At 65.2% G+C, this 20,526-nt stretch carries 23 protein-coding genes; 18 read left to right on the forward strand and 5 right to left on the reverse strand.

From position 1 onward, the window contains the following. Window positions 1–4: 4 nt before the first annotated feature. From pncA to AWB79_RS23870, 7 genes are all read left to right on the forward strand, one after another. On the forward strand, window positions 5–637 hold the full coding sequence (gene pncA, locus AWB79_RS23840) for a bifunctional nicotinamidase/pyrazinamidase (protein WP_061169898.1): 633 nt from the start codon (window positions 5–7) through the stop codon (window positions 635–637). After that, a complete protein-coding gene (locus tag AWB79_RS23845) occupies window positions 634–1,812 on the forward strand; it encodes an acetyl-CoA C-acyltransferase (protein WP_061169899.1) in 1,179 nt (392 codons plus the stop codon). The genes pncA and AWB79_RS23845 overlap by 4 nt, the downstream gene beginning before the upstream one ends. Window positions 1,813–1,877: 65 nt before the next feature. Next, entirely contained in the window at window positions 1,878–2,180 is a 303-nt protein-coding gene (locus AWB79_RS23850; protein ID WP_061169900.1) for a Dabb family protein, read from the forward strand. Window positions 2,181–2,185: 5 nt separating this feature from the next. After that, on the forward strand, window positions 2,186–2,641 hold the full coding sequence (locus tag AWB79_RS23855; RefSeq protein ID WP_096031603.1) for a PaaI family thioesterase: 456 nt from the start codon (window positions 2,186–2,188) through the stop codon (window positions 2,639–2,641). A gap of 30 nt (window positions 2,642–2,671) precedes the next feature. Beyond that, window positions 2,672–3,676 carry an NADP-dependent oxidoreductase gene (locus tag AWB79_RS23860; protein WP_061169902.1) on the forward strand — a complete coding sequence of 335 codons (1,005 nt, stop codon included), beginning with the start codon at window positions 2,672–2,674 and terminating at the stop codon, window positions 3,674–3,676. Between the two features lie 12 nt (window positions 3,677–3,688). Continuing rightward, entirely contained in the window at window positions 3,689–4,549 is an 861-nt protein-coding gene (locus AWB79_RS23865) for an SDR family oxidoreductase (RefSeq protein WP_061169903.1), read from the forward strand. Between the two features lie 52 nt (window positions 4,550–4,601). Next, entirely contained in the window at window positions 4,602–5,555 is a 954-nt protein-coding gene (locus AWB79_RS23870) for an alpha/beta hydrolase (protein WP_061169965.1), read from the forward strand. Window positions 5,556–5,560: 5 nt separating this feature from the next. Here the strand turns inward: AWB79_RS23870 and AWB79_RS23875 are convergent, their stop codons facing one another. Then, a complete protein-coding gene (locus AWB79_RS23875; RefSeq protein WP_061169904.1) occupies window positions 5,561–6,382 on the reverse strand; it encodes an NRDE family protein in 822 nt (273 codons plus the stop codon). Between the two features lie 12 nt (window positions 6,383–6,394). Beyond that, window positions 6,395–7,381, reverse strand: coding sequence for a CAF17-like 4Fe-4S cluster assembly/insertion protein YgfZ (gene ygfZ / locus AWB79_RS23880; RefSeq protein WP_061169905.1), 987 nt, complete (start codon window positions 7,379–7,381; stop codon window positions 6,395–6,397). Window positions 7,382–7,481: 100 nt separating this feature from the next. Between ygfZ and mltG the strand changes: the two genes are divergently transcribed. The 9 genes from mltG (at window position 7,482) to AWB79_RS23925 (ending at window position 16,551) form a co-directional block, all read left to right on the forward strand. Continuing rightward, entirely contained in the window at window positions 7,482–8,492 is a 1,011-nt protein-coding gene (gene mltG, locus AWB79_RS23885; RefSeq protein ID WP_061169906.1) for an endolytic transglycosylase MltG, read from the forward strand. Further along, window positions 8,493–9,113 carry a dTMP kinase gene (tmk, locus tag AWB79_RS23890; RefSeq protein WP_061169907.1) on the forward strand — a complete coding sequence of 207 codons (621 nt, stop codon included), beginning with the start codon at window positions 8,493–8,495 and terminating at the stop codon, window positions 9,111–9,113. 16 nt (window positions 9,114–9,129) lie between these two features. Then, a complete protein-coding gene (locus tag AWB79_RS23895) occupies window positions 9,130–10,203 on the forward strand; it encodes a DNA polymerase III subunit delta' (RefSeq protein WP_061169908.1) in 1,074 nt (357 codons plus the stop codon). A 10-nt stretch (window positions 10,204–10,213) separates the two neighbouring features. Next, a complete protein-coding gene (locus tag AWB79_RS23900; protein ID WP_061169909.1) occupies window positions 10,214–10,999 on the forward strand; it encodes a TatD family hydrolase in 786 nt (261 codons plus the stop codon). 69 nt (window positions 11,000–11,068) lie between these two features. Further along, entirely contained in the window at window positions 11,069–11,842 is a 774-nt protein-coding gene (locus tag AWB79_RS23905; protein ID WP_061169966.1) for an ankyrin repeat domain-containing protein, read from the forward strand. Between the two features lie 104 nt (window positions 11,843–11,946). Then, entirely contained in the window at window positions 11,947–12,303 is a 357-nt protein-coding gene (locus AWB79_RS23910) for a Rap1a/Tai family immunity protein (protein ID WP_061169910.1), read from the forward strand. 182 nt (window positions 12,304–12,485) lie between these two features. Further along, window positions 12,486–13,727, forward strand: a complete 1,242-nt coding sequence (locus tag AWB79_RS23915; protein WP_061169911.1) for a mechanosensitive ion channel family protein — start codon at window positions 12,486–12,488, stop codon at window positions 13,725–13,727. An 88-nt stretch (window positions 13,728–13,815) separates the two neighbouring features. Continuing rightward, window positions 13,816–15,201, forward strand: coding sequence for an alpha,alpha-trehalose-phosphate synthase (UDP-forming) (gene otsA / locus AWB79_RS23920; protein WP_061169912.1), 1,386 nt, complete (start codon window positions 13,816–13,818; stop codon window positions 15,199–15,201). Between the two features lie 279 nt (window positions 15,202–15,480). Next, window positions 15,481–16,551: a glycosyltransferase family 4 protein gene (locus AWB79_RS23925; RefSeq protein WP_061169967.1), complete on the forward strand. Its 1,071-nt coding sequence runs from the start codon at window positions 15,481–15,483 to the stop codon at window positions 16,549–16,551. Between the two features lie 94 nt (window positions 16,552–16,645). Here AWB79_RS23925 and AWB79_RS23930 read toward each other — a convergent pair whose 3' ends face one another. From AWB79_RS23930 to AWB79_RS23940, 3 genes are all read right to left on the reverse strand, one after another. Beyond that, entirely contained in the window at window positions 16,646–17,236 is a 591-nt protein-coding gene (locus AWB79_RS23930) for a BPSL1445 family SYLF domain-containing lipoprotein (protein WP_061169968.1), read from the reverse strand. 424 nt (window positions 17,237–17,660) lie between these two features. Beyond that, window positions 17,661–18,110, reverse strand: a complete 450-nt coding sequence (locus AWB79_RS23935; protein WP_061169913.1) for a hypothetical protein — start codon at window positions 18,108–18,110, stop codon at window positions 17,661–17,663. Between the two features lie 220 nt (window positions 18,111–18,330). Beyond that, window positions 18,331–18,642: a PsiF family protein gene (locus AWB79_RS23940; protein ID WP_061169914.1), complete on the reverse strand. Its 312-nt coding sequence runs from the start codon at window positions 18,640–18,642 to the stop codon at window positions 18,331–18,333. Between the two features lie 270 nt (window positions 18,643–18,912). Between AWB79_RS23940 and AWB79_RS23945 the strand changes: the two genes are divergently transcribed. Next, window positions 18,913–19,194 carry a hypothetical protein gene (locus AWB79_RS23945; RefSeq protein WP_061169915.1) on the forward strand — a complete coding sequence of 94 codons (282 nt, stop codon included), beginning with the start codon at window positions 18,913–18,915 and terminating at the stop codon, window positions 19,192–19,194. A 285-nt stretch (window positions 19,195–19,479) separates the two neighbouring features. Then, window positions 19,480–20,442, forward strand: coding sequence for a sugar ABC transporter substrate-binding protein (locus AWB79_RS23950; protein WP_061169916.1), 963 nt, complete (start codon window positions 19,480–19,482; stop codon window positions 20,440–20,442). The last annotated feature ends 84 nt before the right edge of the window (window positions 20,443–20,526 follow it).

Below are 20,526 nucleotides of genomic sequence, written 5' to 3' on the forward strand. Positions count from 1 at the left end.
CAAGATGAAACCCGTCGAAGATGTACTTCTCGTGGTGGACGTTCAATACGACTTCATGCCGGGCGGCGCGCTTGCGGTCGCGAACGGCGACGAAGTCGTGCCGGTCATCAACCGCCTTGCGCGCGCGTTCTCGCATGTCGTGCTGACGCAGGACTGGCATCCGCGCTCGCATGTGTCGTTCGCGGCGAATCACGCCGGCCGGGAGCCGTTCGAGATGATGACGCTGCCCTACGGCGAGCAGGTGCTGTGGCCGGTGCACTGCGTGCAGGACACGCCGGGCGCGGCGCTGCATCGCGATCTGCATGTGCCGCATGCGCGGCTCGTGGTCCGCAAGGGGCATCACGGGCACGTCGACAGTTACTCCGCGTTTCTCGAAGCGGATCGCGCGACGCCCACGGGTCTCGCAGGCTACCTGCGGGATGTCGGCGCGAAGCACGTCTGGATCGCGGGTCTGGCGACCGACTATTGCGTCGCGTGGTCGGCGCTCGATGCCCGCGCGGCGGGCTTCGAGGTGAGCGTGATCGAAGACGCCTGCCGCGCGATCGATCTGAACGGCTCGCTCGGGCGCGCGTGGGAAGAGATGAGCGCCGCCGGCGTCGCACGCGTTCGCGCCAACGACATCAAGGAGACAGCATGACCGATGCAGTGATCGTATCGACGGCGCGCACCGCGCTCGCCAAATCGTGGCGCGGCGCGCTCAACATGACGCACGGCGCGACGCTCGGCGGCCACGTGACGAAGGCCGTGGTCGAGCGCGCGGGCATCGATCCGGCGCGCGTCGAGGACGTCATCATGGGCTGCGCGAATCCGGAAGGCGCAACGGGCGCGAACATCGCGCGGCAGATCGCGTTGCGCGCGGGACTGCCCGTTTCCGTGCCGGGCATGACGGTGAACCGCTTCTGCTCTTCGGGCCTGCAGACCATCGCGCTCGCGGCCCAGCGCGTGATCTCGGGCGAGGGCGATGTGTTCGTCGCGGGCGGCGTCGAATCCATCTCGTGCGTGCAGAACGAGATGAACCGCCACATGCTGACCGAAGGCTGGCTCGCGCAGCACAAGCCCGAAATCTACTGGTCGATGCTGCAGACCGCGGAGAACGTCGCGAAGCGCTACGAGATATCGAAGGAGCGGCAGGACGAATACGGCGCGCGCTCGCAGCAGCGCGCGGCCGCGGCGCAGGCCGCCGGCCGCTTCGACGCCGAAATCGTGCCGATCACCGTGCTCGCGGGCATGGCCGACAAGGCGAGCGGACGCCTCTTCACGCAGGAAGTGACGCTCTCCGCCGACGAAGGCATCCGAGCCGACACGACGCTCGAAGGCGTGTCGAAGATTCGCACGGCGCTGCCGGGCGGCGTCATCACGGCCGGTAACGCGAGCCAGTTCTCCGATGGCGCTTCGGCCTGCGTCGTGATGAACGCGACGCTCGCGGAGAAGGAAGGGCTGCAGCCGCTCGGCATCTTTCGCGGTTTTGCGGTCGCGGGCTGCGAGCCGGATGAAATGGGCATCGGCCCGGTGTTCGCGGTGCCGAAGCTGCTTGCGCGCGCAGGCCTGTCGGTCGAGGACGTCGATCTCTGGGAGCTGAACGAGGCGTTCGCCGTGCAGGTGCTCTATTGCCGCGACCGGCTCGGCATTCCCGACGAGCGCCTGAACGTGAACGGCGGCGCGATCGCGGTCGGGCATCCGTACGGCGTGTCGGGCGCGCGGCTCGCGGGACATGCGCTCATCGAAGGCAAGCGGCGCGGCGCGAAATTCGTCGTGGTGACCATGTGCATCGGCGGCGGGCAGGGCGCGGCGGGGCTGTTCGAAATCGTGTGACGGATAACGCCGGATGCTTTTTTGATACGCTTCCAGCTTCACCGAAACGAAAGTCAGGAGTCGCCGTGCTACGTCACATCGTCATGTGGAAGCTGAAGGAAAACGCCGAGGGCGCGAGCCGCGCGGAAAACGCGCAGAAGCTCAAGGCGAAGCTCGAGACCTGCCGCAGCATCGTGAAGGGACAAGGGCATTTCGAGGTCGGCACCGCGCAGCCCGGTTACGACTGCACATATGACGTCGTGCTGGTCTCCGATTTCGACGACCGCTCGGCGCTCGACGCGTATCAGGTCCACCCGAAGCATCTGGCGCTGAAGGACTTCGTCGCGGCGGTTCGCGAAGAACGTCAATGCGTCGATTACGAAGTGTGAGCGCGATGTCGAACACTCTCGAAAGTCCGTTTATCGACATGCTCGGCGTGCAGCTCGTCAAGGCCGTCGACGGCGAAAGCGAAGTCCTCATGCCGCTTTCCGACGCGCATCTGAACACCTGGGGCATCGCGCACGGCGGCGTTACCATGACGCTGCTCGACGCCGCGCTGGCGATGGCCGCGCGCAGCGTCGCGGGCGATGGCATCGGCGTCGTCACCGTCGAGATGAAAGTCAATTTCATGCAGCCGGGACGCGGCGAGTTGCGCGGCTACGGCCGCGTACTGCATCGCTCGACCACGATGGCGTATTGCGAAGGCGAGATCCGCGACAGCGAAGGGCATTTCGTCGCCAAGGCGCTCGGCACGTTCAAGTACATGAAGCGGCTCGCGGTCGGGCGCGACATCGTCCGGCAGAAAATGCGTTCCGATCCGCAGGCGACGCCGGGACCCAGCGACGCCTGAACCCGCATACCGAAGCGAAGGAGAATCCGCATGGCAGACGCACAGATCAATCGCCAGATTTTGCTCGTCTCACGCCCGCAAGGCGAGGCGACCGCATCCAACTTCAAGCTGGTCGAAACGCCGCTCGAGCCGCTCGCCGAAGGTGAAGTGCGGGTACGCAATCACTATCTGTCGCTCGACCCGTACATGCGCGGCCGCATGGACGACGCCAAGTCGTACGCTCCGCCGCAGCCGCTGAACGAAGTGATGATCGGCGGCACCGTGGGCGTCGTCAGCGAATCGCGCAATGCAGCGTTCAAGGCGGGCGACAGCGTGGTCGGCATGCTCGGCTGGCAGGAATACGGCACGTCTGACGGCAAAAGCCTCAACAAGATCGACACCTCGCGCGTGCCGATTTCCGCGTATCTCGGCGCAGTCGGCATGCCGGGCGTAACCGCGTGGTACGGGCTCAACTGCATCATCGAGCCGAAGGCGGGCGAGACGGTCGTCGTGTCGGCGGCGAGCGGCGCGGTGGGCAGCGTCGTCGGGCAACTGGCGAAGGCGGCGGGCTGCCGCGTCGTGGGCATCGCGGGCGGCGCGGACAAGTGCCGCTATGTCGTCGAGACGCTCGGCTTCGATGCGTGCGTCGACTACAAGGCGGGCAAGCTGCGCGAAGATTTGAAGGCCGCGGCGCCGAAGGGTATCGACGGTTATTTCGAGAATGTGGGCGGCGAAGTGCTCAATGCGGTGCTCGCGCGCATGAACGCGTTCGGGCGCATCGCGGTGTGCGGCATGATTTCGGGCTACGACGGCAATCCGCAGCCGATGGACGCGCCCCGGTTCATCCTCACGCAGCGGCTCAAGCTGCAGGGTTTCATCGTCTACGAGCATCTCGATGTCTGGCCGCAGGCGCTCAAGGAACTCGGCGAGCGTATCGCGGCCGGGCAACTTCATTTTCGCGAGAGCATCGCGGAAGGTCTGGAGAGCGCGCCCGAGGCGTTGCTCGGCATGTTGCACGGGAAGAACTTCGGCAAGCAGCTCGTGAAGCTCATCTAGGAAGACCAATACGTGGATCGCTTCGAAGGGAAGGTCGCCGTCATCACCGGCGCGGGCAGCGGCTTCGGCCGTGAATTCGCGCTGAAGGGCGCGGCGCTCGGCACGAAGCTCGTGCTCGCCGATCTCGACGCCGCCGCGCTCGCCACAACCGTCGATGCAGTGCGCGCGCAGGGCTGCGATGCGATCGGCGTGACGACGGATGTATCGGATCACGTTCAGGTCGACGCACTCGCACGCGCCGCGCTCGATGCCTTCGGCGGTGTGCATCTGCTTTTCAACAACGCGGGTGTCGGCGCGGGCGGCTTCGTCTGGGAGAACAGCGCGAACGACTGGCAATGGGTCTTCGGCGTGAACGTGATGGGCGTCGCCCACGGCCTGCGCGCGTTCGTGCCGATCATGCTCGAACAGCGCGAGCCGGCGCATATCGTCAATACCGCGTCGGTGGCGGGGCTGCTCGCCGCGCCGGCGATGGGCGTCTACAACGCGTCGAAGCACGCGGTCGTCGCGCTGACCGAGACGCTATATAACGACCTCCGGCTCGCGGGCGCGTCGACGATCGGCGTGTCGCTGCTCTGTCCGGCGTTCGTGCCGACCGGCATCGCGGATGCCGAGCGCGCGCGGCCCGGCACGCTCGCCAACGAAGCGCCGCTGTCGGCTTCGCAGAAGCTCGCGGCCCGGCAACTGACGAGGGCTGTTGAAGGCGGCAAGCTTTCGGCGCGCGAGGTCGCCGAACTGACGTTCGACGCGGTGCGCGAAGGACGCTTCTACGTCATCACGCATCCGGCCATCATGCCGTCGGTGCAATTGCGGCTCGACGATATCGCCCAACTGCGCAGCCCCACCGATCCGATGTCGCTGAAGCGCCCGCGTTAGCGGGGCGCGCGGTTCGTGGCATCATCGTGTCCCTTTGACGCTTTTTCCGCCGATGCCGCTCAATCCCAAGATCGCGCAAATTCTGGAGATGGTTGCGCGCGCCAATCGCCCGCCGTTTCACACGCTCACGCCGCAGCAGGCGCGCGCCGCTTACGAAATGAGCGCGCAGATTCTCGATATCGCGCCGCTGCCGATGTTCGGCGTCGAGGACGTGCGCATTCCGGCGCGCGATGGCGAGACCATCGGCGTGCGCGTGTATCAGCCCGCCGAGCCGAGCTGGGCCGAACCGATGCCCGCGTTGCTGTATCTGCATGGCGGCGGCTTCACGGTCGGCAGCGTGTCGACGCATGACGCGCTGTGCCGCAAGCTCGCGCACGATGCGGGTTGCGCGGTCGTCTCCGTCGATTACCGGCTCGCGCCGGAGCACCGGTTTCCCGTCGCGATCAACGATGCGTTCGACGCGCTGCAATGGCTCGCGCGCGAAGCGCCGACCTATGGGCTCGATCCGGCGCGCCTGGCGATCGGCGGCGACAGCGCGGGCGGCACGCTCGCAATCGCGTGCGCGGTGCTCGCGCGCGATTCGGGCATCGACTTGCGGTTGCAATTGCTGATCTATCCGGGCACGAGCGCGTGGCAGAAGAGCGCGTCGCATGCGCGGCTCGCGGAGGGTTATCTGCTGTCGGGCGAGACCATTCAATGGTTCTTCGAGCAGTATCTGCGCGACGAGCGCGATCGCGACGACTGGCGTTTCGCCCCGCTCGACGCGGCGGGCGGCGTGCCGGACTATAAGGGCGTGGCGCCAGCGTGGATCGCGGCGGCGGATCACGACCCGCTCTACGACGAGGACATCGCGTTCGCCGCCAAACTGGAAGACGCGGGCGTGCCGGTCACGCTCATGCGCTATGAAGGCATGGTCCACGAGTTCTTCAAGATGGGCGGCTTCGTGCCGGAAGTGGCCGAGGCGCACGCGGACGCGGTGAGGGCGTTGCGCGCGGCGTTCGCATAACGCCCTCAGCTTTCGATCTCGAACGCAAATCCCCGCTGGAACGCTCCCGGCCGCACGATCCGATGCGAGCCGTCATCGTCGCTGCGTTCCCTGATTTCAAGCGATAACCCACGCGCACCGGGCTTCACGCGCAGCGCGGTCGTGCTGCGCGTCCCATACTCCGGCGTTTCGATGAACGCCGCGGACAGCACGCGCTCGCGCTCGATCGAGAGGCCCGTAGAAGGCAAATGCTCGTCATTCGCGATGCGCGGATCGCGCAAGGTCTCGATCAGTACATCGAGCGAGGGGCGTTCGTCGGCGTGAATCAGGTCGCACAGCGCCTCGCGTTGCGCGACGAGCTTCGGCCACGGCGTATTCAGAAGACTGTTCGACAAGCCATGCACGCCGGCGTCCAGCAGGGCCGGCGGCGCGTCGGCGCGATTGCCGTACCAGCCGAGTTCGCGGCGCGTGAAATCCCCGCACAGCAGATTGAAACCGTTGTAGCGATGTCCTTCGGCCGCGACGCGTTCGAGATAGTCGAGCGGCGCGCTGCGTTCGCCGCCAAGAAACGCGCTCACGAGCGTGCCGCGCGTCGGCGCATCCGGACGCACTTCGGCCGGCGCGCGATAGTTCGTCAGCGCGGCGAAGCGGCCGTCGCGCGATACCCCGAGCCAGGTGCCGCCGCCCGTCAGATCGCGGCCCGCCAGAACGCCGGGCGCGTCGGTCCACCAGTGCATCGGCTCCGCATCGCGGCGGAAGAACTCATCGCGATTGGCGGAAAGCGTGAGCAGTGCGCGGCCGGTGTGCGGCGTGGCGTCGGGCTGCCAGTCGAAGACGATCAGGCACATGGTCGCTCGCGTTCAGGCGTCGGCCGGGAAGGCATACGGCAGCGGCACGAAGGTCAGCGCGGGACCATCGGCTGCGCCGACGTGCACCGAGCCGTCATCGAGCGCGGCGAGCTTGATCTCGACGAGACAGTCCACGCCGCCGCCTTGCGCGGGCGCCACGTTGACGACGAGCCCGCACGGCTGGCCGGGATCGCCCGAATGAAACAGCTCGGCGCCGGGCGCGGCGGTTTCGACGTGCGCGAGCGCCGTGCGCCGCTTGATCGTGCCGCGATACTGGCTGCGCGCGACGATCTCCTGTCCCGGATAGCAGCCTTTCTTGAAGTTCACCGCGCCGAGCACGTCGAAGTTCACCATCTGCGGGACGAACTGCTCGACCGTCGCGTGCGTGATGCGCGGCTCGCCCGCGTGGATGTCGAGCCAGTCCCACATCTGCTCGGGCAGGCGTTTGAGTTTTTCGTCGAGTCTCGCGAGCTGCGCCTCGACATCGGCTTTCGGTCCGACCCACAGAAAGCGCGGCCGATGCGCCGCGTCCGGCACGCGGATCAGCGCGCCATGCGGGCCTTCGACCTTCACGTGGACGCCGTCGGGCAGCGCATCGAAGATGCCGGACAGCGCCGCGCGCACGTCGCCGGCGAAGCCCACGGCCGCGATTTCGGGCGTCGCGTCGGTGAGTTTCGCCTTCGAGCGCAGCACGAACATCGACAGGCGCTTTTGCACGGCGGCCTGCACGTCCCGCGCGATCAGCAGGCGCACCGCGTCGGCCGTGCGCCACATCAGGAACGAGCCGAGCAGACGGCCTTTCGGCGAGCAGTAGCCCGCTAGGCGCGCCGTGGAGGCGTCGAGATGCTGGACGTCGTTGGTGATCTGATTGTGCAGGAAGGCGGCGGCGTCCTCGCCCCTGACGTCGATCACCCCGAATTGCGTGAGCGGCATGTACGCGCCGGCGGTTTTGACGGTATCGAAGTCGGAAGCGGCGAGCGTTGTCATCTGGGAATTCATGTCGTGGAGAGCGGTCAATCCTGTCGGCCTCCCGCCGGTCATTCTGACCGGGGCCTGGCCGGGCAAGTTATTATATTGGTCTTATTCCTAGCGTGTTTTCATGTCCCTCTTCAAGAAATGCGTCGTGGCGGCCATGCTCGCCGCGACGCTCGCGGCGGCCGTCGCCGGCGGCGTCTGGTGGTGGGCCAACCGGCCGCTCGAACTCGCGACGCCCGAGCTCGACGTCACCATCAAGCCGCACAGCAGCCTGCGCAGCGTGAGCGCCCAGTTGAACCGCGGCGGCGTGCCGGTCGAACCGGAGCTTTTCGTGCTGATGACGCGCGCGCTCGGGCTCTCGGCGCAGCTCAAGTCCGGCAATTACGCGTTCAAGACCGGTGTCACGCCTTACGAAGTGCTGGAGAAGATCGCGCGCGGCGACGTGAACGAATATGTCGCGACGGTCATCGAAGGGTGGACGCTCGCGAAAATGCGCAACGAGCTGGACAGCAATCCGGCGCTGAGGCACGACACCGTCGGCATGACCGACATCGATCTGCTGCGGGCGATCGGCGCGCCCGAAGTAGACAAGGCCTCCGCCGAAGGCCTGTTCTTCCCCGACACCTATCTCTTCGATAAAGGCACGAGCGATCTCGCCGTATACAAGCGCGCCTATCGCACGATGCAGGCGCGCCTGACCGAAGCCTGGAATACGCGCGCGCAGAACCTGCCCTACAAGACGCCTTACGAGGCGCTCGTGATGGCCTCGATCGTCGAGAAGGAAACGGGGCGCGCGCAGGACCGGCCGCTGGTCGCGGCGGTGTTCGCGAACCGGCTGCGCATCGGCATGCCGCTACAAACCGATCCGAGCGTGATCTACGGCCTGGGTCCCGCGTACGGCGGCAAGCTGAAGAAAAAGGACCTGCAGACCGACACTCCGTACAATACCTATACGCGCATGGGCCTCCCGCCGACTCCGATCGCGCTGCCCGGCGTGGCCGCGCTGAACGCCACGCTGAATCCCGCCGCGAGCAACGCGCTGTATTTCGTGTCGCGCGGCGACGGCAGCAGCATCTTTTCCGACAATCTGGGCGACCACAACAAGGCCGTCGACAAATACATCCGGGGTCAATGAATGGCGCGCGGCAAGTTCATCACGTTCGAAGGCATCGACGGCGCGGGCAAGACCACGCATCTCGACTGGTTCCGGACCCGTCTGCAGGACAAGCTCACGAGCCACGCGCGCGCGGTGGTCATGACGCGCGAGCCCGGCGGCACGCCGCTCGGCGAGACGCTGCGCGGCATCCTGCTGAATCAGCCGATGGACCTCGAAACCGAGGCCTTGCTGATGTTCGCCGCGCGCCGCGAGCATCTCGCGCAGGTGATCGAGCCGGCGCTGGCACGCGGCGACTGGGTGCTGTCGGACCGCTTTTCGGACGCCACGTTCGCGTATCAGGGCGGCGGGCGCGGTTTGCCGCGCGACAAGCTGGAAGCGCTGGAGCGCTGGGTGCAGGGCGGTTTTCAGCCGGATCTGACCGTGCTGTTCGACGTGCCGACCGACACGGCGAGCGAACGCCGCTCGGCCGCGCGCGCGCCGGACAAGTTCGAGAGCGAGTCCGAGTCGTTCTTCGAGCGCACGCGCCACGAATATCTCCGTCGCGCGGCGGAGTCGCCGCAGCGCTTCTTCATTGTCGATTCGACCCGGCCCATCGACGAAATTCGCGTAAAACTCGAAGAAGCGATCGCAACCCTTTGATTCAAATAATATTTAGATGATTTATCCTTGGCAAACCGACGACTGGCAGCGTCTCCAGCAATTGCGCGCGCACTGGCCGCATGCGCTGTTGCTGTACGGAGAAGCCGGCATCGGCAAGCTCCAGTTCGCGCAGCATCTCGCGCAAGGTCTGCTGTGCGAAACGCCCGCCGCCAATGGCGAGCCGTGCGGCAACTGTCCGGCGTGCCTGTGGTTTTCCCAGGGCAATCATCCCGATTACCGCGCGGTGCTGCCCGAGGCGCTAGCCGGGCTCGCGATCGGTGCCGATTCCACGGATGCCGCCGCCGACAAATCCGACGGCGACGAAGGCAAGAAATCGCGCGCTCCCAGCAAAGAGATCAAGATCGAGCAGGTACGGGCGCTGCTCGATTTTTGCGCGCTCGGTTCTCACCGGGGCGGCAAGCGCGTGGTGCTGATCTATCCGGCCGAAGCGCTGAACGTCGCGGCGTCGAACGCACTGCTGAAAACGCTGGAGGAGCCGCCCGCGAGCGTCGTTTTCCTGCTGGTTTCGGCGCGCGTGGACCGGCTGTTGCCGACCATCATCAGCCGCTGCCGCCAGTGGCCGATGGGCGTGCCGCAACCGAAGGAAGCGGGCGCATGGCTCGCTGTGCAAGGGGTCGACGATCCCGCCGGACTGCTCGCTCAGGCCGGTGGCGCGCCGCTTGCGGCGCTTGCACTGGCGAACGACGAGAACCGCGCGTTGCGCGATTTCACGCTCGCGCAACTCGCCGCCGGCCCGAACTGCGACGCCTTCGCCTGCGGCGAGAATCTGCAGAAACTGCCCGTGCCGCTCGTGCTCGGCTGGCTGCAGCGCTGGCTCTACGATCTGCTCGCGCAGCGAACGGCGGGCCGTCCGCGCTATTTCCCGGGAGCGGCCAAAGCGCTCGCCCGTTGCGCGCAGAGCGCCGATTCGGCCGCGCTCGCGCGCTACATGAAAACCGTCACGCGGCAGCGCGCGGTGGAAAATCATCCGCTCAACGCGCGCCTCGTGTTCGAGGAGCTGTTCATCGCGTATCGCGGCGTCTTCACCGCGCGCGACGCGCAGCGGGCCGAACAGCAGCAAACGCATTAGGGAGCACCGGATGTTCGTCGATTCACACTGCCACATCAACTTCGAAGGCCTGGCCGACCGTCTCCCCGACGTGCTCGACAAGATGCGCTCGCATTCGGTCACGCACGCGCTGTGCGTCTCGGTCGATCTGGAAACGCTGCCTTCCGTGCTCGCGATCGCCGAGCAGCACGAGAACGTGTACGCATCGGTAGGCGTGCATCCCGATCACGAGGACGCGAAGGAGCCGAGCGTGGCCGATCTCGTCGAACTGGCGAAGCATCCGAAAGTCTGCGCGATCGGCGAGACCGGGCTCGACTATTATCGGCTGGAAGGGCGCAGCATCGCCGACATGGAATGGCAGCGCGAACGTTTTCGCACGCATATCCGCGCCGCGCACGAGACGGGCAAGCCGCTCATCATTCATACGCGCTCGTCGGCGGACGACACGCTGCGCATCATGGAGGAAGAGCGCGCGGGCGTGCCGGGCGGCGTGATGCATTGCTTCACCGAGCCGTGGGACGTCGCTGAACGGGCGCTCGCGCAGGACTTTCATATTTCGCTGTCGGGCATCGTCACGTTCAAGAATGCGAAAGATGTGCAGGAGGTCGCGCGGCGCGTGCCGATCGAGCGCCTGCTGATCGAAACCGATTCACCGTATCTCGCGCCGGTGCCGTATCGCGGCAAGCCGAATGAACCTGCATACGTGAGCTATGTCGGACGTTTCATCGCGCAGTTGCGCGAGCAGCCGGAGGAAGCCGTCGCACAGGCGACCACCGACAACTTCTTCCGGCTCTTCAAGATCGCGCGGCCTGTCTGAGGGCGGCCGGACCGCGCGCACGAAACCCGTTTCAAGGCAATCCGAAGGGCAAACATGAACAATTCGTCGATGATTTCCACTTTCTCACTGGCAAGCGCGCCAAACGTTTCCGCCGCGAACGCGAAGGGCTCGACGGTGCGCCGTCTGGTCGCCGGGGCACTGCTCGCCGCATGCGCGATCGCGCAGCCGGTCTGGGCCGCTTCGGTGGACTCGCTTATCAAGGCGGTCAAGTTCGACGACGTTTCGGCGGTCAAGAAGCAGCTCGCGCAGGGCGCTGATCCGAACACGATCGACAACACGGGCACGCCGATCCTCGTGATCGCCGCGCGCGAGAAGTCCGACAAGGTCGGCCAGTTGCTCGCCGACAACCCGAAGACCGACCTCGAAAAGCTCGACCCGGCCGGAGAAAACGCGATGATGCTCGCCGCGCTCAACGGCGACGCCACCTTCGTGAATCTGCTGATCGCCAAGGACGCCGAAGTGAACAAGAAGGGCTGGACGCCGCTGCATTACGCGGCGACCAACGGCCACGACGATATCGTAAAGATCCTGATCGACCATTCGGCCTATATCGACGCCGGCTCGCCCAACGGCACGACGCCGCTCATGATGGCGGCGCGCGGCGGCCATCTTTCCACCTGCAAGCTGCTGCTCGACGAAGGCGCGGACCTGCGGATCAAGAATCAGATCGGCATGACGGCGGTGGATTTCGCGCAGAAGTACAACGAGAAGGATGTCGCCGAAGGTCTGAAGGCGCGTCTGGATTCGATGCCGCAAGGTTCGGCGCCACAAGGCTCACAAGGCGGCGGCGCTGCGCAAAGCGGCTCAAACGGTGCAAAATAGCGCAGCGCGGTTTTCAGGCGAGGGGCGCCGGCGGTAGAGCGCGACCGCCGCACGCCCCGACCCCGCGCTTCAACCAAGCCGCCGCCCAACAGAAAAGGAAGATCATGCTGCGGGAATTCGTCATCGCCTGTGCACTCGCAACGCCCGTATGCGCGTTCGCGTTCACCGGCAACGATCTGAACAAGCTCTGCACCAAAACGGACACCAACTCGCGTACCGCCTGCGCGGCCTATATCGAAGGCGCGGCAGACGGCATCTACAACACGATCGAGGCGATCGGCGGAACCTCGGGGCCGCAGGTCGGCCAGTACTTCTGCCTGCCGGCGGACGTGAAACCGCAGCAGCTCACGGACGCGGTGCGCAAGTACATCGCCAACAATCCCGACAAGGCCGAATTCAACGCGACCACGATGGTCTCGCTCGGCCTCGGCAAGGCGTTTCCCTGCAAGGCGGAACGCTGAACGCGTCGCTTTGCGCCCGGGCGCTCCGTGCTCCCGGGCTTTGCGCTTGCTGACGCGGCAAGCGCGATGACCGCGCCCGGACGGCAATTGCCGCCGCCACCAGCGCAGCATCACGCATCGATGGATGCGACCGCCGTATCCACCTCGGCGCATTCACTCACGAGGCTGATCCCGCGACGCTCATGCTTTCACTCGATCACTTCCTGGACCTGGCCGAACGGCCGCTCGGCACCTGGCCGGGCGCGTTCGTGGTCGCCGTCATCGCAGTACTGTTCGCGGTCGGCGTGCATCGCATCGGCGCGCGCATTCTGACACGTATCGCGCGGCCGTATCCGCTGATGAGCGTCGTGCTGCGCTACATCGACACGCCCGCGCTGATTCTCCTCATCATCCTCGGGATCGGTTTCATGATCTTCGAGGCGCCCGACACGCTGCCGTTCATCGGCGTGCTGCGCGATGTCGAAACCGTCGCGCTGATCGTCGCGCTCACCTTCCTCGCGGCGCGCTCGGCGGGTGCGGTGGGCGAGGCGATCGTGCAGGCGCATCCGCTCGACACCGACGACAATCTCAACGCGCGCCGCATCCACACGCAGGCCCGCGTGCTCGCGCGCTCGGTGATGGTCGTGATCGTGATCATCGGCTTCGGCGCCGCGCTGATGGCGTTTCCGAGCGTGCGCCAGATCGGCGCAAGCCTGCTGGCCTCGGCGGGCGTCGCCGGGCTCGTCGCCGGTATCGCGGCGCGGCCGGTGCTCGGCAACCTGATCGCGGGCTTGCAGATCGCGCTGTCGCAGCCGATCCGCCTCGACGACGTCGTGGTGATTCAGGGCGAATGGGGGCGCGTCGAGGAAATCACCGGCACGTATGTGTCGATCCGCATCTGGGACCAGCGCAGGCTGATCGTGCCGTTGCAGTGGTTCATCGAGAATCCGTTCACGAACTGGACGCGCAACAGCTCGCAGATCATCGGCACGGTGTTCCTCTACGTCGATTACCGCATGCCGATCGCGCCGTTGCGTGAGGAACTCGAGCGGATCCTCGCGCACGCGCCGGAGTGGGACGGCCGCGTGCAGGTGCTGCAAGTCACCGACGCCACGGATCGCGCGATGCAGTTGCGCGTGCTCGTCAGCTCCTTCGATTCGGCGCTCAACTGGGATTTGCGTTGCCGCGTGCGCGAAGGGCTCGTGAATTTCGTGCAGGCGGCGTATCCGCAATATCTGCCGCGCGCGCGGGCGGACCTGTCGACGGACAAGGACCACCATCACGTCGATTTCGCGCCGTCGCTCGAACGTTCGGGCGCGCCGCAGGCCGCGAGCACCGCGAATACGGCCGCCGATCCGGTCGCGAGCCGCGGCGAACCGAGCGGGCCGGACCCGCGCGCGCACGCGGCGGCGTCGACGGCTCCCTCGCCGGGCTCGAAGGGGTGACGGACGCGAAGGAAACCCCTGCGGCGGTTTCCGGTCGAAAATTTCGGGCTATCCTGAAAATATAAAGTTCGAAGAGGAAAAGGAACACATGACTCGTCTCGTCGTCGTATCCAACCGGGTCGCCACGCCGACCGAAACCAAGGGCTCCGCGGGCGGGCTCGCCGTCGGGGTCTTCGGGGCGCTGAAGGACAGCGGCGGCGTCTGGTTCGGCTGGAGCGGGGACGTGGTGAGCGAAACCGTGGCGAATCAGGGGCCGAAGCTCGAACAGGACGGCGCGGTGACCTTCGCGACCGTCGGTCTGCCGAAGAAGGACTACGACCAGTATTACCGCGGCTTTTCCAACGCGATGCTGTGGCCGGTCTTTCACTATCGCAACGATCTGGCGGTCTACGATCGCGACGAATATGCCGGCTACCGGCGGGTGAACGCTTGGCTCGCGCACAAGCTCATCAAGCTGCTGGAGCCGGACGACATCATCTGGGTGCACGATTACCACATGATTCCGTTCGCCGAGGCGTTGCGTTCGGCGGGCATCACCAATCGCATCGGCTTCTTTCTCCACATTCCGTTTCCGTCGCCGCAGATTCTGTTGAACATTCCGCCGCACGAAGAACTGGTGAAATCGTTGTGCTGCTACGACGTCGTCGGCTTTCAGACCGAAGGCGACCGGACCGCGTTCCACGATTACATCATCCGCCATGCGCATGGCACCGCGACGCCCGATGGTCACGTCGAGGCGTTCGGACGCAAGCTCCGGACGAACGTGTACCGGATCGGCGTGTTCCCCGACGAAATCGCCGAGCAGGCCGAGCGCGGCGAAGCGCGTCAGGACGTGATGGATCTGAAACAGAGTCTCGAAGGCCGCAAGCTCATCATGAGCGTGGACCGGCTCGATTACTCGAAAGGGCTGGTCGAGCGTTTTCGCGCGTTCGAGCATTTCCTCGAAAAATCGCCGGAGTGGCGCGGCAACGTCACGCTCGTGCAGATCGCGCCGCCGACGCGCTCCGATGTCGAAACGTATCAGCAGATCCGCCAGAACCTGGAATACGAAGCAGGGCGCATCAACGGCCGCTACTCCGGTCTCGACTACACGCCGATCCGCTATCTGAACCAGCGTTACGACCGGTGGAAGCTGATGTCGCTGTTTCGCGAATCGCAGATCGGCCTCGTCACGCCGTTGCGCGACGGCATGAATCTCGTCGCGAAGGAATACGTCGCCGCGCAGAATCCGGACGATCCGGGCGTGCTCGTGCTGTCGCAATTCGCCGGCGCGGCCGACGAGATGACCGGCGCGGTCATGGTCAATCCGCACGATATCGTCGGCACCAGCGACGCCATCGGGCGCGCGCTCGCGATGCCGCTCGCCGAGCGGAAGGAGCGTTACGCGACCAACATGGCGGCGCTGCGCAAGCACGATCTGGGCGTGTGGCGCGACGACTTTCTCGCGGATCTGCGCGGCGACCGCGAGGCGTAACGGCGCCGGGAAACGATTGTTTCGGCCCTGTAACAGAGCGATGAAAGTGCAAGAAACGCGTGTGGTGGCCCGCGCCGCCCCGATAATGCGGACATCGTGCTGGCTGGCCGCGCCGCGCACGGCAGGCTGAGTCGCGCCAGAAGGTCAAACGCGTAAGGGCAAACCTCGTTGTCCGGGCTTACGGCCGGCTGTCATACTCGGACGCAGCCCTCGATACGCGCCGCGCCTTCGCGCGAGAAGTCCCCGCCGCATGTCGATATCCGCATGGAGACGAGAACGATGAGAATTGCCCAGATTGCCCCGCTGACGGAATCGGTCCCGCCGAAGCTCTACGGCGGCACTGAGCGCGTCGTGTCGTACCTCACCGAGGCGCTCGTCGAACTCGGCCAGGACGTGACGCTATTCGCAACCGGCGATTCGCAGACCACGGCCAACCTGGAGGCCGTGTGGCCGCGCGCGCTGCGGCTCGACGTGTCGATCCGCGACCGCATCGCGCCGCACATGCTGCTGATGGAACTGGTGCGGCGTCGCGCGGAGGAGTTCGACGTCCTCCATTTCCACATGGACTACTACTCGTTCTCGCTCTTCAAGCGTCAGGAAACGCCGTTCCTCACGACCTTGCACGGGCGGCTCGATCTGCCCGAACAGCAGCCGGTATTCGATACGTTCAACACCGCGCCCGTCGTTTCGATTTCCGATGCACAGCGTCATCCGCTGCCGCAGGCCAAATGGGTCACCACGGTGTATCACGGCCTGCCTGAGAAACTCTACGTGCCGCAGCCGGTGGAGCAGAAATATCTGGCGTTTCTCGGCCGCATTTCGCCGGAAAAGCGCGTCGATACGGCGATTCGCATCGCGGGGCGCTGCGGTTTGCCGATCAAGATCGCCGCCAAGGTCGACGCCGCCGATCACGAATACTTCGAGCGCGAGATCGCGCCGCTGCTGGAGTTGCCTTACGTCGAATATATCGGCGAGATCAACGACAGCCAGAAGGCGGAGTTCCTCTCCGGTGCGCATGCGCTCGTGTTTCCGATCGACTGGCCGGAGCCGTTCGGCCTCGTCATGATCGAGGCGATGGCCTGCGGCACGCCGGTCATCGCGTTCAACCGCGGCGCGGTGCCCGAAGTGGTGGACGAGGGCGTGTCGGGATTCATCGTCGAGGATGAAATCGGCGCGGTGGCCGCGGTGAACCGCCTGCACACGCTGCCGCGCGAACGCGTGCGCAAGCGCTTCGAGGAGCGCTTCACCTCGCACCGCATGGCGCGGCAGTACCTCGACGCATATCAGGCCGTCGTACGCGCGCAAAAGCGTGCGCGCTTCAAGCTGATCGACCGCGCAACGACGACCTGAACGCCTGAAACGCGATAAAAAAACCGCCGTGTGGCGCGACCCGAAGGTCGCGTCACACGGCGGTTTTGCGTTGCCGTGAGAGCAGGAGAGCGCTTTAGTCCTTGATGCGCGACACCTTGGTGCCCTGCAGCGAGACATCCGCCATGAGGCCCGCGTTGGTCAGCACGATGGCCTCGACCGGTTTGGTTGCGGTGGTCGTGTCGATGACGCCGTTCGCACCCATCTTGACGAGCGCAACCGATGCATCCGCGCCAGCCGACCAGCCGTCCGAATTGCGGAATTTGTCGAGCGCATCCTGCGTCATGAACAGGAAGATCAGCGCTTTCGACTGCGCGCCCGCCTGCAGACCGAACGAGCCCGAAGTCGTGCTGTAGTAGCCGACGGAACTGCCGCCCACTCGCAGCGCGCCCTTGCCATACTGAGCGCCGACGATGAAGCCTGCCTGGATCACCGAGGGGAACACCAGCACGCCACGCGCCTTTGCGACCAGCTCGCGCGAGCCGCCCACCGTGGCATACAGGCGCTGGATGGTGCTGTCGACGTCGGCGTCGATGGCGCGACGGTCGTCGGCCGCGCCCGCCTGCGCTTCAGCGCCGGCGTTCCGATTGGCCGTGCAGCCGGCAAGCGCGAGGCCGCCCAGCGCGAGAACGGCGGTCGACTTGAGCATGAAGTTTCGTCTTTGCATCATTGTTCTCCATCGTGGAATTTGGGAAACCCCATAGAGCGGAGGGTGTGGCACGCCAAGTTATAGCACAGCAACAAGAAAACGGAGCCTCGACCCTGCGCGCTCGAAGACTCGGTCGCGCTTGGACATTCTGTCCAGACCGTATCCCGATGCGGCAAGATTGCCCGCTAGCTTACTCTGAATCCGGCCCCATAACCGATACCGCGAACGGCAAAATTACATGAAACTTTCTTCAGACGCTCCGTCCAGATTCTAGGTTAGACGAAGGCTCGACCAAATCGAAGCAGAAACGGAGTTTTCGCCCGAGGTCCGTCTGTCGGCAAGCACAAATTTCGCGCCACACGGCCCCCGCTTGACTGGTAAGCCGAAACAGGAAGTAGCAACGACCGTACCCGGCCCGGGCCTCAGGAATGAGTCGTCGTTTTTACTTCGGCCGAGGTTGCGCGGTGGCGTGCGGCGGCCGGCGCAATGCGCGCCTGATTCCTCCGATCAACATGCCGACGACCAGCAGAAAAGCCGCCGGTACGATCCAGTAGCCAACGAAGGCGTGCCACAAATAATCCGCGAGCGTCGCCTTGCGATGCGCGTATTCGTCGAGCGCTTCCTGGTGCCTGGCCGCGTTGGCCGAGAGTACATCGGCGGGGCAGCCGGCGGCGCGCGCCTCGTCGGGTCCGCCGTGACAGCGGGTAGCCGCGCCGGCCGCGCGTTGCGCATCGGTGAGCTCCCAGGTGGAAAGCGCCTTCTGAAGATCGACGTTGTTGTACGCCATCTCCTCGCGCACTTCGTTGACCGCGACGATCAGCACCGGCACGAACCAGAACGTGATGATCACGAGCCAGCGCCGGAACCAGCGGTTCTTGTGTCTCCATGCCATCCGATGCCTCCATGCGAAGCGGTTTGCTTCGCTCGATGCGGCGGCGGCCGATGGCTGGTGCTTGTATTGTCGAGGGGCCGCCTTCGCGCCATCTTATGAGAAAAAGACGACGGTGCGAATCACCAGCTTGGGTGCAGTGCAATAACGGCCTGTAGGCCGCGTAAATAAGACAAGGTGCCGCGCACGAAGCGCGGCGCGTGTGCGGAAGGTCGTCCGGCGCTCAGCCCTTGTTGCTGAGGCAGCTTTTCATGAAGGCTTTGCGATCGTCGCCTTTCTTGTCGCCTGCCTGGCTGTTGCACGCGGTCATCTTCTGCTGCTGCGTCATCGGCGCGGAAGCGGCGGCGGGAGCGGACGCGGCGGACAGACAGCTCTTCATGAAAGCCTTGCGGTCGTCGCCTTTCTTGTCGCCCGCCTGCTTGTTACAGTCGGTCATCTTGCTTTGCTGGCTGTTCGCAGCGAATGCCGCGTGCGAGCCGAGCGTGAGACTCAGCGCGGCGCAAAATGCGGCGAGGGCGGTGGCTCGAATTGTCATGTGACGCTCCCTGATTTGAATGACGGTTGTTCTTCGACGGCGCGTTTCTCTAGCGGATTGCCGCCCGGGCATTATGGCAAACCGAATCTGAACGGTGTGCAGGATCAGGTTAAATCGGGAGGCGCGGCCCCCAGCCACGCGGGAACGCTGCTTGCACGACGCTTTCATGACCGTGACTCACGCGCTTTTTCGTAAGCCCGTGTGTCCCGCCGTGACGCCTGCACCGACGTATGATCGTGCGATGCACTTTCGACGCATAGGAGATCGTTCATGTCCACGCCGCTGTCCGACCATTACAAGGGCTACGAAATCAATGTTCAGGCGCTGCGGCGCGCGAAGGATCGCGACGAGCCCGAAGACGGCCCGCGCCATTTCGACATCGTCGTGACGATCGCGAAGAGCGCGCATGGCGAGAACGGGCGCTCGATCATGTTCGGCGTGCCCGAACAGGAGCCGTTCGAGAGTCCGATCGACGCGACGCGCGCGGGCATCGATTACGCACGCCAGATCATCGACAACAAGGTGGAAGGGCACTCGGTCGAAGATCTCTGAAGCCGTCCTGCCGGCAGCCTCGTGCTGCCGTCTCCAGGCGAATCACGCCGTCGATGCTCCGCTCGACGGCGTTTTTGCACATGCTCTACACGTTAGCCCGATTGACCTCATCCCCCTCACCAACGAGAATCGACGGCGAGCAAACGTTGAAACCGCGCCAGGATGGGCGCGACAGGGCGCCCGAGATCGTTTGGTCGGTTCGCCCGGCGCGGATCAAGACGCCACGCTCGCGTTCGCTGCATCTCGCACCACCAGACAAACCAAAACAAGGCACTGGAGATCCGCATGAACCGAACCATCCGCCGGCGCGTCCTTTCGGCCGCCGTCGCGCTTGCCGCCTGCACCGCTTTGCCGTTCGCCTCGACATCCGCATTCGCGCAGGCCGCGGGCAAGCCCAAGGTCGCGCTCGTCATGAAGTCGCTCGCCAACGAGTTCTTCCTGACGATGGAAACCGGCGCGAAGGACTATCAGGCGCACAACAAGAACCAGTTCGACCTGATCACCAACGGCATCAAGGACGAGACCGACACGGCCGCGCAGATCCGCATCGTCGAGCAGATGATCGTCTCGAAGGTCGACGCGCTCGTGATCGCGCCGGCCGATTCGAAGGCGCTCGTGCCGGTGCTCAAGAAGGCGGCGGATGCGGGCATCATCGTCGTGAACATTGACAACCGGCTCGATCCCGACGTGCTCAAGTCGAAAGACCTCAACGTGCCGTTCGTCGGCCCCGACAACAAGAAGGGCGCGCGCAAGGTGGGCGACTATCTCGCCCCGCATCTGAAGAAGGGCGATGAAGTCGCGATCATCGAGGGCGTGACGACCACGACGAATTCGCAGGCGCGCAGCGCGGGCTTCAAGGAAGCGATGGACGCGGCCGGCATGAAGGTCGTGGCGCTGCAATCGGGCGAATGGGAAATCGACAAGGGCAACGCCGTCGCCTCGCAGATCCTGAACGCGAATCCGAACGTGAAGGCGCTGCTCTGCGACAACGACAACATGGCGATCGGCGCGGTCTCGGCAGTGCGCGCGGCGGGCAAGGCGGGCAAGGTGCTGATCGTCGGCTTCGACAACATCGGCGCGATCAAGCCGATGCTCAAGGACGGCCGCGTGCTCGCGACCGCGGATCAATACGCGGCGAAGCAGGCGGTGTTCGGCATCGACGTGGCGCTGAAGGCCATTTCCGGCCACAAGAAGCAGTCCGAGCTGTCGCAGGTCGTCGAAACGCCGGTCGATCTCGTGACGAAGTAAGTGCCATCCGGGGCGGCGTTTGCGGACGTCGCTCTGGTCAATATCGCCTGAAAAATCGACCCTCAAGTTCCCGGCGCGCGTGCC

Origin of the sequence: Caballeronia hypogeia (assembly GCF_001544875.2) — a bacterium.
GTDB lineage: Bacteria > Pseudomonadota > Gammaproteobacteria > Burkholderiales > Burkholderiaceae > Caballeronia > Caballeronia hypogeia.